Origin of the sequence: Pseudomonas sp. B7(2017) (genome assembly GCF_002112745.1) — a bacterium.
Taxonomy (GTDB): domain Bacteria; phylum Pseudomonadota; class Gammaproteobacteria; order Pseudomonadales; family Pseudomonadaceae; genus Aquipseudomonas; species Aquipseudomonas ekonensis.
In genome coordinates, this window is the sequence record NZ_NEIP01000001.1 from 76784 (window position 1) to 89879 (window position 13096).

A 13096-nucleotide genomic window follows, 5' to 3' on the forward strand; every position below is an offset into this window, starting at 1 on the left:
CGGCTGTTACGGGAACCTACGTAATAGCACGAACCCGATTACTTTTCTTTGGCCGGTGTGCTGTCCGGGACGGTGAAACGCAGCACGCCGATCACCTGGCCGTCCTCGGTCAACACCCGCACCTGCCATTTGCCCGCCGGGTCGGCCGGGAAGTTCTGCTTGTGCGTCCACGCCCGGTAGCCTTCCTTGCGCCCGCCGTGGATGTCGAGGGCGATGCGGTCGACCTCTTTGCCGTTGAACTGCCACACGTGATAGATCCGCTCGTCCAGCCCCCGCGGCGCGCTGATCGCGGTGTAGGCGTAGAGCCCGCCGTTGCGGATCTGCTCGACGCTGACCTCTTCGAGGCTGTCGCCGGGGGTGCGGTCCTGCAGTTGGGTGCTGATCGCCACATCCGTCATCCACAGCGTGGCCGGCGGCACCCACGAACGCAGCACCCAGCCGACGGCGCCGATGCCCAGGGTGATGCTGAGGATGGCCAGCGCGTTGCGCACGGTGCGGATCGGGAAGATCGACGCCAGGCTGGGGAACGACAGCGCCACGGCGATGCCCAGCGCCCATTTGAAGCTCTGCGAGGTGGTCAGGTGCAGGATCACCGGCAGCGCGGTGAGGAGGGCGGCGAACAGGGTCAGGGTGTGCAGCGCCAGAAACGCCCAGCGCCGCCGCGCCAGCCATTTGTAGTAGAGCGGGTCGGTGATCGAAATGAACGCGGCGATGCTCAGCAGGCCGGTGAACACCAGTTGGCCGCTGTTCCAGGTCGTGGTGATGAAAAAGAACGGCAGGACGAAGAACAGGCTTTCCTGGTGGATCATCTGCGTGGCGTAGCGCAGCAGCGGTTCGGGGATCTCGCGCTTGAAGATCCGGGTGAACAGCTGGGTGAGGCTGTTTTCCAGCATCAGCCAGATCCAGCTCAGCAGCATGATCGTGGCGATCCAGCTGGCCAGCCCTTGCTGGCGGTCCACCAGGATGAAGCTGCCGGCCCCCGAGATGAAACCGCCGAGCGCAATGACCCCGGGATAGCGCTTCATCAGTTCGAGGATGCGCTGGATCAGCTGGGTCAGTTTGAGCATGGGGGCAGTTCGCGGCGGTCGAGGAAAAACTGCGACAGAGTACCGCCCGCCGGGCGCCGTGGCGAGGCTGCCGATCAGTTGGGCGGTGTTTTCCCGTGGCGCAGGCGCCAGCCCAGCACGATCAGCAGCAGGGCGCCCAGGCCGCCGCCCAGCAGCCACAGCACCTGGTCGTCGCCGAGCAGCGGCTTCTCGATCCGCAGGTAGCCGGGCTGCAGCAGCAGTTCGCGCATCGCCTTGTTCGCCGCCGCAAGCGTCACCCCTTGCAGCTCCCGGGCGGGGTCGGCGAAGCGCCCGTCCTCATAGTCGCCCAGGGCGCTCCAGTAATAGTCTGCCAGCGCGCTGTTGCCCTGCACGGCCCAGGCCTGGTGGGCGATGGCCGCCTGCTTGAGGCGGGCGAAGGTGTCGGGGTCCAGGCCGTCCCTGAGCAGGTCGGCCTTGAGCCCCTCCAGTTCGCGTTCGGCCTGGGTGATGTCGTCGCGGTCCACATCGGCGTTGAGGCTCATGAAGCCGACGCCGCCGAACACCTCGCGCTCGGCCCACGGCCCGTAGGACAGCGCGTGGTCCAGGCGCAAGCGGCGGTACAGCGCCCAGTCCAGGTAGTTCTTGAGCAGGTCGAAGGTTTCGTCGTACTGGTCGTCCAGCACCGGTTCGGGCACCAGCCAGTGCAGCTTGGCGCCGTTGCCGATGAAGCCGCGCATCAGCGTGCGCTCGTGGGCGGCGCTGCTGCTGATGTCCGGCAGCGTCCGGTGCTCGCTGGGGTCGACCGGCTCCAGCGAGCCCCAGGCCCGTTCCAGATAGGCCGGCAGCAGCCGGTCGAGCTCGCCGACCACGATCAGGGTCATGTTGTTGGGCGCGTACCAGGCCTTGCGCACCTTCTCCAGCTGCTCGCGGGTCAGGCCGTCGACCTCGGCCCGCTGCGGGCATTTGAGCCCCAGTTCCACCGCCAGTTGATTGCTCGCGCTGTGGCCCAGGTCCTGGCGGTCGAGCCAGCGCCGCAGGTGCGTGTAATGGCCGCCGTCCTCGCGCTCGACCACGCGCTTGGCCGCGATGATCGCGTTGTCGTCGATGCGCGTGCGGGTCAGCAGATCCAGCAACAGGTCGAGCACCTTGCGCTGGTTCTTCGCCGGCGCCTCGATGACGAACGTGGTGTCGGCGTTGCTGGTGAAGGCGTTCCATTCACCGCCCAGGGCCTGCATGCGCTCCTCGAGGCCGCCTTCACCGGTGGCGTCGGTGCCGCTGAACAGCAGGTGTTCGAGCAGGTGCGGCAGTTCCTTTTCGTCGCAGCCGAAATCGTCGATGCCGACCCCGACCACCAGCCGGATCGCCACATGCCCGCGCTCGGTGCCGGGCTTGAGCAACACCTGCAGGCCGTTGGGCAGGGCGTAGCCTTCGACCTGGAAGCGATCCAGGGCCAGGGCGGGCAGGGAACCGAGCAGCAGGCAGGCGAACAGCAGGCGACGCATAACGAGTTTCCGTACGGCTGAAAGGGGGATCCGGGGTGCCTGAAAGGCCCTCACCGCCAGCAGGCTGGCTCCCGCAGGGGGATATGGTTCCAATGAGGGCCTGAAGGCCGGATCACTGTAACTGACTGGCCACGGTTGCAGACGTTCAAGGCGAATGCGTGATGTCCGTCATGTCGTCCACCGCCAGCGCGCCGGTGTCCGACGTCTCCAGTACCACATAGGCGCTGCCGCAGAACAGTGAATTGAGCCGTTTCATGTCCGCGATCAGTTCCAGGTGCAGCGAGCTGGTTTCGATGCTCTGCACGATCTTGCGCTGCAGACGGCTGACGTGGGCGTGGGCCAGGCGCCGCTCCTGGGCGCGGAACCGGCGCTTCTCCCGCAGCAGTTGGCGCGCGCTTTCCTTGTCGCCGCTGAGGAACACCGACAGCCCCAGCCGCAGGTTGGCGATCAGCTGAGCCTGCAGCCCGGCCAGTTCCTCCAGCCCGTCCTCGGAGAACGAACGGCGTTGGGACGTCTTTTGCTGCTGCACCTTGCGCAGCATGCGTTCGATCAGGTCGGCGGCCAGCTTGAGGTTGATCGCCAGTTCGATGATTTCCGCCCAGCGCCGGCTGTCCTGTTCGCCCAGGTCTTCCCGGGGCATCTGCGCCAGGTACAGCTTGATCGCGCTGTACAGCGCCTCGACGTCATCGGTCAGCCGGCGCACTTCCTGGGTCACGGCGGTCTGCTTGCCGCGCAGCGCATCGAGGGCGGCGTCGAGCATGTTGTCGATCAGGTCGCCCATGCGCAGGGTTTCCCGGGCGGCGTTGGCCAGGGCCAGGCTCGGCGTGGTCAGCGCCGTCGGATCGAGGTGGCGGGGCCGGGCGGTGCCGTTGGCCTGTTCGCGCTCCGGCAGCAGCCAGGCGCACAGCCGCGCCATCGGCCCGACGCTGGGCAACAGCACCAGGCAGCGCACGGTGTTGTAGAGCAGGTGGAAGCCGATGACCATTTCCTGGGCGCTGAAATCCAGGCTGTCCAGCCAGTGCACCAACGGGTCGAGCACCGGAATGATCAGCAGCAGCCCGATCAGCTTGTACAGCAGGCTGCCCAGCGCCACCTGCCGGCCGGCGGCGTTCTGCATGCTGGCGCTCATGAACGCCAGCACGCCGCTGCCGATGTTGGCGCCGATCACCAAGCCGATCGCCACCGGCAGGCTGATCACGTTGGCGCCGGCCAGGGTCGCGGTCAGCAGCACGGCGGCGAGGCTGGAATAGGAAACCATCGCGAACAACGCACCGACCAGGGCGTCGAGCAGGATGTCGCCGGTCAGCGAGGCGAAGATCACCTTCACCCCTTGGGCATGGGTGATCGGCGTGGCCGCCTCGACGATCAGCTGCAGCGCCAGAATGATCAGCCCCAGGCCGATGGCGACCCGGCCCATCTGGCCCAGCCGCGTCTGCTTGCGCGACAGGAAGAAGATCACCCCGATGAAGATCAGCAGCGGCGACAGCCACGACAGGTCGAAGGTCAGCACCCGTGCCATCAGCGCCGTACCGACGTCGGCGCCGAGCATGGTGGCCAGGGCCGGGGTCAGCGCCATCAGGCCCTGGCCGACGAAGGAGGTGACGAGCATGGCGGTGGCGTTGCTGCTCTGCACCATCGCGGTCACGACGATGCCGGCGATGAAGGCCAGCCAGCGCTTGGACATGTTCTGGCCGATGACGTGGCGCAGGTTGGAGCCGTAGACCCGCAGGATCCCGGTGCGGACGATGTGCGTGCCCCAGATCAGCAGGGCCACGGCGGAAAGCAGATTGAGCAGGGTGAGCATTGCAGGCCCCCTGTGATGACGGCGCCCCAGAGGGGCAAGTGGACGGTGCCGCGCGTTTTCTACGAGTTGTATTTAAGCTGTAGTCGGCTAACGGTCTGGGCGCCAGCATCGCACAGCCCAAGCGTCGATTGAAACAAAAGCGTCATGAAACCCGGGCAAGGCCCACCGCAAAAAACGATGGGAGCGAGCCTGCTCGCGATGGGGCCGTCACGTTCGACCGTTGGGTCGACTGACAAACCGCCATCGCGGGCAAACCCGCTCCCACAGGGTATTGCGCGTGACCTGACGGGTTACTGGCCCGGCACGTCCTTGCGCAGCTTCACCGGTTCCTGCTGCTGCTTCTTCCGGGCGATTGCACCGCGCATCTTGATGTTGATCGCTTCGACGGCCAGCGAGAACGCCATGGCGAAGTAGACGTAGCCTTTAGGCACATGCACGTCGAACGCTTCGGCGATCAGCACGGTGCCGACCACCAGCAGGAACGACAGCGCGAGCATCTTCAGCGACGGGTGCTTGTCGATGAACTCGCTGATCTTGCCCGAGGCCAGCATCATCACCAGCACGGCCACGACGATCGCAGCGACCATGACCGGCACGTGGGAGACCATGCCCACGGCGGTGATGACCGAGTCCAGGGAGAACACGATGTCGATGATCGCGATCTGGATGATCGTGTAGAAGAAATTGCCGCCCTTGCCCGAAGGCGCGTCGTCGCCTTCGTCTTCGCCCTCCAGCGCGTGGTACATCTCCTGGGAGCTTTTCCACAAAAGGAACAGCCCGCCGAAGAACAGGATCAGGTCGCGGCCGGAAATGCCTTGGCCGAACACCACGAACAGGTCGGCGGTCAGGCGCATGACCCAGGTGATCGACAGCAGCAACAGGATCCGGGTGATCATGGCCAGGCCCAGGCCGAAGATCCGGGTGCGGGCCTGCATGTGCTTGGGCATGCGGCTGACCAGGATCGAAATCATGATGATGTTGTCGATCCCCAGGACGATCTCCAGGGCGGTCAGAGTGAAGAAGGCAACCCAGATCTCAGGGTTGGTCAGCCATTCCATGTGTATTCCTTTGAGCGAGTGTTAAACCACGACGCCAGCATGGAGCTGGCGGCGTGGAAGTTTGGCGCCGTTGCAGTTACAGAGTGCTGAACAGCGGAAAAGTCCCCAACAGCAACGCGGCCGCCAGTATGCACAGGCAGACCAGCACTGCCCACTTGAGCGTGAAGCGCTGGTGGTCGCCGAACTCGATCCCGGCCAGGGCCACCAGCAGGTAGGTGGACGGCACCAGCGGGCTGAGCAGGTGGACAGGCTGGCCGACGATCGAGGCACGGGCCATTTCCACCGCGGTGATGCCGTAATGGCTGGCCGCTTCGGACAGCACCGGCAGCACGCCGTAGTAGAACGCGTCGTTCGACATGAAGAACGTGAACGGCATGCTCACCAGCGCCGTGATCACCGCCAGGTAAGGGCCCAGGAAATCCGGGATCACCGCCAGCAGGCTCTTGGACATGGCGTCGACCATGCCGGTGCCCGACAGGATACCGGTGAAGATGCCCGCCGCGAAGATCAGGCTGACCACTGACAGCACGCTGCCGGCGTGGGCCGCGACACGGTCCTTCTGCTGCTGCAGGCAAGGGTAGTTGACGATCATCGCGATGCTGAACGCCACCATGAACAGCACCGGCAGCGGCAGCAGGCCGGCGATCAGGGTGCACATCAGGGCCAGGGTCAGCAGGCCGTTGAACCAGATCAGCTTCGGACGGCGGGCGTCCGGGAACTGCGAGACGCTGATTTCGCTGTGGTCGATCTCGTCGCCGACCAGGTGCAGCTCGCCCAGACGCGCGCGCTCACGCTTGCCGTAGAAGTAGGCGATGACCAGGATCGCCACCACGCCAGCGGCCATGGCCGGGATCATCGGCACGAAGATGTCCGACGGATCCACGTGCAGCGCACTGGCGGCACGGGCGGTCGGGCCGCCCCACGGGGTCATGTTCATCACGCCGCCGGCGAGGATGATCAGGCCGGCCATGATCCGCGGGCTCATGCCGATGCGGCTGTACAGCGGCAGCATGGCGGCCACGCAGATCATGTAGGTGGTCGCGCCGTCGCCGTCCAGGGACACGACGAGCGCCAGGACGGCGGTGCCGACCGACACCTTCAGCGGGTCGCCCTTGACCAGCTTGAGGATCTTGCGCACGGCCGGGTCGAACAGGCCGGAGTCGATCATCAGGGCGAAATACAGGATGGCGAACATCAGCATCACGCCGGTCGGCGCAAGCTTGGTGATGCCTTCGAGCATCATCGGGCCGATCTTCGGCGCAAAGCCGCCGAACAGCGCGAACAGGATCGGGATGATGATCAGGGCGATCAGCGCGGACAGGCGCTTGGTCATGATCAGGAACATGAACGTGATGACCATGGCGAAGCCAAGGAAAGTCAGCATGGGAATACTCCAGGCGTAGCGCGGCTAGGGAATGGGCCGACCTTGGGGGATCAGCGCAGAACGGGAAGCACGGAACGTACGGGCGGAGTGACAGCGAGGAGGCGGGTTGCAGAGGACATCAGAATCACCATTGTTGTTGTTAATTGGGCCGGGCGGGCGAGGTTGCGCACGCATTGGCCAGCCGGTCTGGTGCCGGCAGTGGGGGCGATCCTAATCGGGGAAGCTTTCAGCCAGCTTTCGCCGGCGAAAGCTTTGGGCGAACGGCCAACCGGCCGTCGGAAGCGGCTAGAGTCAACGGATCCGGGCACGGGAGGGAAAGGCCATGAACGAACTGCACCACGGCGGATGCCACTGCGGACACATCCGCTATCAGATCAGCGGGCCCCTGCATGACATCGCCCACTGCCATTGCTCGATCTGCCGACGGGTCAGCGGCGGCATCGTCACCACGTGGCTGACGGCGCCGGCGGCGGATTTCCGCTGGCTGGCCGGCACGCCGGCGCACTATGCGTCGTCGGACACCTGCACGCGGTTCTTCTGCCCGCAGTGCGGGGCGCAGCTGGCGCTGGCGACGCGGCTGAGCCCCGAGAGCATCGACGTCACCGTCGCCACCCTCGACCACCCGGAACAGGCGCCGGCCGACCGGCATATCTGGACCGACAGCCGGCTGCCGTGGCTGCACCTGGACGAGCACCTGCCGCAAGAGCCGGAAGAAACCCTCTGATCAAAAAATGGACAGGTTCAGCGGCCGCACCGCACCCATCCAGATCGCGTGCTCGGTGTGGTCGAGCAGGTCGTCGCCGGTGTCCGGGTGCAGGAACACCACCAGCCCCTTGCGGTTGAGCGCCAGCCAAGGCAACACATCCCCCAAGAGCTCGGGGCCGAACGCCAGTTGGCAGCTCCAGTCCGGGTGCGGGCCGACCGGGCGCTCGTGCATCCGGCCCATTTTCAGGGGAAACCGTTGCGCGGCCTGCTCGCACAGGGCCCGGGCCTGCTCGATCGTGCCGGCATCGTAGTAGATGTGGGCGTGATAACCCTTGATCTGTTGCATCTGCAATCCTCTGCATCGAAATTGAAAGCCGCTCACACCGCCACCGACGGCAACGCCAACCCGTTCAACGACTGGGCGCTGTCGGCCTGCTCGGCCATCAGCCAGTCGACGAACCGTTGGATCAATGCCCCGCGTCGTTTGCGCGGCGGCAGCACCACGTAATAGCCGAGCCGCGACAGGGTGGTCTCGGCGATGGGCCGGCACAGCAAGCCCTGGCTCAGCAAGTTATCCACAAGGTGGCGCCAGCCGATGGCCACGCCCTGGCCGCCGATGGCCGCCTGGATCAGCAGCGTGTAGTTGTCGAAACGCAATTGCCCCGGCGCCGGCGGGGTGGTGAGGCCGAGCTCGCGGAACAGTCCGCTCCAGTCGAACCAGCGGCTGCTGTTCTCGCCCCGCAGGTGCAGCAGCGGAAACTCCAGCAACGCCTGGGGCGAAAGGGGAAGGGCGCGGTCCTTGAGCAGTTGCGGGCTACACACCGGGAACACTTCTTCGCTGAACAGCCAGTGGCTTTCGCCCTGCTTGAAGCGCCCGTCGCCGAACAGCACCGCCACGTCGATGTCGGTGCGCAGCATGTTGTGGCTGCGCTCGCTGGTGACCAGGCTCACGTCCACCTGCGGATTGGCCGCGTGGAAGCGGTGCAGGCGCGGCATCAGCCAGTAGGCGGCGAAGGCGAAATCGGTGGCGACCTGCAACACCTCATGCTGCTGTTGTGCGCTGATCGCGCTCAATCCTGCGTCGATGTTCTGTAAACCGAGGGCAACCTGCTCGAACAGCAACGCGCCGACCTCGGTCAGGCCGATGCCTCGGTAGATCCGGTCGAACAACCGCGCGCCGAGCTGCTCCTCCAGCCGCTTGATCTGCTGGCTGACGGCCGGCTGCGTGGTGCCCAGCTCCACCGCCGCAGCGGTGAAACTGCGGTGACGGGCCGCCGCCTCGAAGGCGCGGAGCAGGTCCAGGGAGAGGTCGCCAAGGGCTTCATACATAAGCGGTGCTTATCCTAGTCATTGTTCGGCGCGGGCTTTACCGAACCGGGCATGGAATCCATGCTCAATCGCAGCAATGTCGCATAACTCTCCACTATGGAATGCCGCGATCACATGAAGCGCAAGAACATTCTTTTCATCATGGCCGATCAGATGGCCGCGCCCATGCTGCCGTTCTACGGCCCGTCGCCCGTCAAGCTGCCGAACCTCAGCCGTCTCGCCGAGCAGGGCGTGGTGTTCGACGCCGCCTACTGCAACAGCCCGCTGTGCGCGCCGTCGCGCTTCACCCTGGTCAGCGGCCAATTGCCCAGCAAGATCGGCGCCTACGACAACGCCGCCGATTTCCCCGCCGACGTCCCGACCTACGCCCATTACCTGCGCCGCCTCGGCTACCGCACCGCGCTGTCGGGCAAGATGCACTTCTGCGGCCCGGACCAACTGCACGGCTACGAAGAACGCCTGACCAGCGACATCTACCCCGCCGACTACGGCTGGGCGGTGAACTGGGACGAGCCGGACGTGCGCCCCAGTTGGTACCACAACATGTCCTCGGTGCTGCAGGCCGGGCCGTGCGTGCGCACCAACCAGCTCGATTTCGACGAAGAAGTGGTGTTCAAGGCCCGCCAGTACCTGTACGACCACGTCCGCGAGGACGGCGACCGGCCGTTCTGCCTGACCGTGTCGATGACCCACCCGCACGACCCGTACACGATTCCCAAGGCGTTCTGGGACTTGTACGACGATGCCGACATCCCGCTTCCGGTCACCCCGGAGCAACATTCGCTCGACCCGCATTCCCAGCGACTGCTCAAGGTCTACGACCTGTGGGACAAGCCGCTGCCTGTGGATAAGATCCGCGACGCGCGCCGAGCCTACTTCGGCGCGTGCAGCTACATCGACGACAACGTCGGCAAGCTCCTGCAGACCCTGGAGGAAACCGGGCTGGCCGACGACACCGTCATCGTGTTCTCCGGCGACCACGGCGACATGCTCGGCGAGCGCGGGCTCTGGTACAAGATGCACTGGTTCGAGATGGCCGCCCGGGTGCCGCTGCTGATCAGCGCCCCCGGCCAATTCGGCGCCCGCCGGGTCAGCGCCGCCGTGTCCACCGCCGACCTGCTGCCGACCTTCGTCGAATTGGCCGGCGGCAGCCTGGAACCGGGCCTGCCGCTGGACGGCCGGTCGCTGGTGCCGCACCTGCAAGGGCAGGGCGGGCACGACGAAGTGTTCGGCGAATACATGGCCGAAGGCACCGTGAGCCCGTTGATGATGATCCGGCGCGGCGCCTACAAATTTATCTACAGTGAAGACGACCCTTGCCTGCTGTTCGATGTGGACAATGATCCGCACGAGCTGGAAGAACTCAGCGCATCGCCGCAGCATCGCCAGCTGTTCGACGATTTTCTCGCCGAGGCGCGGGCCCGCTGGGACATCCCGGCGATCCACCGGGACGTGCTCGCCAGCCAGCGCCGGCGGCGCTTCGTCGCCGGGGCGCTGACCCTCGGCACGCTCAAGAGCTGGGATCACCAGCCGCTGGTGGACGCCAGCCAGCAGTACATGCGCAACCACATCGACCTCGATGACCTGGAGCGCAAGGCCCGTTATCCACAACCCTGCCAAAACCAATAACGCAAAGGGGAAGTCCATGGTCAAGTTATCCACAATCGTGACGGTCGGCCTGATCACGCTGAGCAGCGCCCAGGCCTGGGCCGAGGCAAGCTGCGAAACCGTGAAGATGGCCGACCCCGGCTGGAGCGACATCGCCGCCACCAACGCCATCACCGGGTTCCTGCTGGACGGCATGGGCTACAAGCCCAAGGTCGACACCCTCGCGGTGCCGATCACCTTCGGCGGCCTGAAGGACGGCCAGGTCGACGTGTTCCTCGGCAACTGGATGCCGGCGCAGCAGGGGTTCTACGACAAGTTCGTGGCCACCGGCGACGTCACCCAACTGGCGAAGAACCTCGACGGCACCGAGTTCACCCTGGCCGTGCCCGACTACGTGTGGGACGCCGGCGTGCATGACTTCGCCGACCTGAACAAGTACGCCGACAAGTTCGACAAGAAGATCTACGGCATCGGCTCCGGCGCGCCGGCCAACATTTCCTTGCAGGAGATGATCAAGAAGGACGACTTCGGCATGGGCCAGTGGAAGCTGATCGAGTCCAGCGAACAGGCGATGCTTGCCGAAGTGTCGCGGGCGGTGAAGAAGCAGAAGTTCGTCACCTTCCTCGGCTGGACGCCGCACCCGATGAACGTGCAGCTGAAAATGCATTACCTCAAGGGCGGCGAGAAGTACTTCGGCGACACCGGCAGCGTGCACACCCTGACGCGCAAAGGTTACGCCGAAGCCTGCCCGAACGTGGGCCGGCTGCTGACCAACCTGTCGTTCACCCAGCAGATGGAGAACAGCATCATGGCCGAGGTGGTGAACAAGAAGATCAGCAACGCCGACGCGGCCAAGGCGTGGATCAAGGCCAACCCGGCGGTGCTGGAGAAATGGCTGGACGGGGTGAAGACCGTGGACGGCAAAGACGCACTGCCTGCGGTCAAGGCCCGGCTCTGAACGCTGTGGCGAGGGCGCTTGCTCCCGCCGGGCTGCGCACTCCAGTGGGAGCAAGCGCCCTCGTCACAAGCCACAAGCTAAAACTGCAAGCCACCCGTGAGGGTGTGTGCCTGATACCCTTGCGCAAAATCCCGTCCGAGAGGATCCATGGCCCTCCCCAGCCGCCGCTCACTGCTGCCCTTCCTGACCTGGCTGCCCCGGCAAACCCGCGCCAGCGTCGGACGCGACCTGATCGTCGGCCTCAGCGGCGCGATCCTCGCGCTGCCCCAGTCGGTCGCCTACGCCCTGATCGCCGGGCTACCGCCGGAGTACGGGCTGTATGCGGCGATCGTCCCGGTGCTGATCGCCTGCCTGTGGGGCTCCTCCTGGCACCTGATCTGCGGACCGACGGCGGCGATCTCGATCGTGCTGTACGCCAGCGTCAGCCCGTTGGCCGTCCCCGCCTCGCAGGACTACGTCACCCTGATCCTGCTGCTGACCTTCCTGGCCGGGATCTTCCAGTGGCTGCTCGGCCTGCTGCGCTTCGGCGCCCTGGTGAATTTCGTGTCGCACTCGGTGGTGCTCGGCTTCACCCTCGGCGCGGCGGTGGTGATCGCCGTCGGCCAGTTGCCGAACCTGCTGGGCCTGGACCTGCCCGCCAAGGCCACGGCGCTGGCGAGCCTGACGGATCTGCTGAGCCACCTGGGGGCTGTGGATAAGCCGTCGCTGGCCCTGGGCCTGGCCACCGTGGGGGTGGGCGCCATGCTCAAGCGCCTGTTGCCGCGCTGGCCGACGTTGTTGATCACCCTGGCGCTGGGCAGCCTGCTGGTGTGGCTGTGGCCGGCGATGTTCGGCCATGTGCGCCTGGTCAGCGCGTTCACCGGCAGCCTGCCGCCGTTCAGTGCGCTGCCGCTGGATCTGGACCTGGTCCTGCGTCTGCTGCCCAGCGCGGTGGCGGTGGGCATGCTCGGGCTGGTCACCAGCCTGTCGATCGCCCGCTCCATCGCCGCCCGTTCGCAACAGTTGCTCGACGCCAACCAGGAAGTCCGCTCCCAGGGGCTGTCGAACATCGTCGGGGCGTTCTTTTCCGGTTCGCTGTCCGCCGGGTCGTTCACCCGCTCGGGGCTGAGCTACGAGGCCGGCGCCTGCTCGCCGCTGGCCGGGGTGTTTTCGGCGGTGTGGGTGGCGCTGTTCGCGCTGTTCGGCGCCGCGCTGATCGCGCACATTCCGATCCCGGCCATGGCCGGCAGCATCCTGCTGATCGCCTGGGGGCTGGTGGACCATCGCGGCATCCGCGCCCTGCTGCGGGTCAGCCGCGCCGAGTTCGCGGTGATGGCCCTGACCTGCGCCGCCACGCTGCTGCTGGAACTGCAGACGGCGATCTACGCCGGGGTGCTGGCGTCGCTGTTCTTCTACCTCAAGCGCACCTCGCAGCCGCGGGTGCAGCATTGGCGCGACGGCGAGGACGATGTGCTGCGGGTCGGCGGCTCGATTTTCTTCGGCGCCAGCCACTACCTGCAGGTGCGCCTGCAACGCCTGCACGGCGCCCGGGTGGTGATCGAGGCGCAGCAGATCAACTTCATCGATTACTCGGGGGTGGAGATGCTGCACCAGGAAGCCCGGCGCCTGCTGAGCCAGAACCGTTGCCTGACGTTGCGCCGGGCGCGGCCGCAGGTGGTGGAGGAGTTGCTCAAGCTGGAAGGGCCGCAGAAGTGCCCGATCCGCTTCGAGGATTGACCGC

Annotated in this window: 11 protein-coding genes; 4 read left to right on the forward strand and 7 right to left on the reverse strand. The window is 65.9% G+C overall.

Annotated elements, in window-relative coordinates; all coding sequences use genetic code 11:
• Nucleotides 1-38: 38 nt before the first annotated feature.
• The 5 genes from CAG29_RS00400 to CAG29_RS00420 all read right to left on the reverse strand — a co-directional run bounded on the left by CAG29_RS00400 (nucleotide 39) and on the right by CAG29_RS00420 (nucleotide 6776).
• Nucleotides 39-1067 carry a DUF5924 family protein gene (locus CAG29_RS00400; protein ID WP_085579350.1) on the reverse strand — a complete coding sequence of 343 codons (1029 nt, stop codon included), beginning with the start codon at nucleotides 1065-1067 and terminating at the stop codon, nucleotides 39-41.
• Between the two features lie 74 nt (nucleotides 1068-1141).
• The gene (locus tag CAG29_RS00405) at nucleotides 1142-2530 is read right to left on the reverse strand and encodes a pitrilysin family protein (protein WP_085693743.1); all 1389 of its coding nucleotides are present in this window, start codon (nucleotides 2528-2530) and stop codon (nucleotides 1142-1144) included.
• A 145-nt stretch (nucleotides 2531-2675) separates the two neighbouring features.
• Nucleotides 2676-4334, reverse strand: coding sequence for a Na/Pi cotransporter family protein (locus CAG29_RS00410; protein WP_085638740.1), 1659 nt, complete (start codon nucleotides 4332-4334; stop codon nucleotides 2676-2678).
• Nucleotides 4335-4624: 290 nt separating this feature from the next.
• The gene (locus CAG29_RS00415; protein WP_085693744.1) at nucleotides 4625-5392 is read right to left on the reverse strand and encodes a TerC family protein; all 768 of its coding nucleotides are present in this window, start codon (nucleotides 5390-5392) and stop codon (nucleotides 4625-4627) included.
• Between the two features lie 76 nt (nucleotides 5393-5468).
• On the reverse strand, nucleotides 5469-6776 hold the full coding sequence (locus tag CAG29_RS00420) for a CitMHS family transporter (RefSeq protein WP_085579342.1): 1308 nt from the start codon (nucleotides 6774-6776) through the stop codon (nucleotides 5469-5471).
• Between the two features lie 322 nt (nucleotides 6777-7098).
• On the opposite strand from CAG29_RS00420, the gene CAG29_RS00425 reads away from it, so the two are divergent.
• On the forward strand, nucleotides 7099-7500 hold the full coding sequence (locus CAG29_RS00425; protein WP_085630373.1) for a GFA family protein: 402 nt from the start codon (nucleotides 7099-7101) through the stop codon (nucleotides 7498-7500).
• Here CAG29_RS00425 and CAG29_RS00430 read toward each other — a convergent pair whose 3' ends face one another.
• Nucleotides 7501-7827: a DOPA 4,5-dioxygenase family protein gene (locus CAG29_RS00430; protein ID WP_085579338.1), complete on the reverse strand. Its 327-nt coding sequence runs from the start codon at nucleotides 7825-7827 to the stop codon at nucleotides 7501-7503.
• Between the two features lie 32 nt (nucleotides 7828-7859).
• Nucleotides 7860-8810, reverse strand: coding sequence for a LysR family transcriptional regulator (locus CAG29_RS00435; RefSeq protein ID WP_085630371.1), 951 nt, complete (start codon nucleotides 8808-8810; stop codon nucleotides 7860-7862).
• Nucleotides 8811-8924: 114 nt separating this feature from the next.
• On the opposite strand from CAG29_RS00435, the gene betC reads away from it, so the two are divergent.
• The 3 genes from betC to CAG29_RS00450 all read left to right on the forward strand — a co-directional run bounded on the left by betC (nucleotide 8925) and on the right by CAG29_RS00450 (nucleotide 13092).
• Complete coding sequence (gene betC, locus CAG29_RS00440; protein WP_085630369.1) at nucleotides 8925-10439, forward strand: choline-sulfatase; 1515 nt, start codon at nucleotides 8925-8927, stop codon at nucleotides 10437-10439.
• A 16-nt stretch (nucleotides 10440-10455) separates the two neighbouring features.
• Nucleotides 10456-11376, forward strand: coding sequence for a choline ABC transporter substrate-binding protein (gene choX / locus CAG29_RS00445; protein WP_085630367.1), 921 nt, complete (start codon nucleotides 10456-10458; stop codon nucleotides 11374-11376).
• 147 nt (nucleotides 11377-11523) lie between these two features.
• Nucleotides 11524-13092 (forward strand): SulP family inorganic anion transporter, encoded by a 1569-nt coding sequence (locus CAG29_RS00450; RefSeq protein ID WP_085693745.1) that lies wholly within the window; start codon nucleotides 11524-11526, stop codon nucleotides 13090-13092.
• Nucleotides 13093-13096 lie beyond the last annotated feature (4 nt).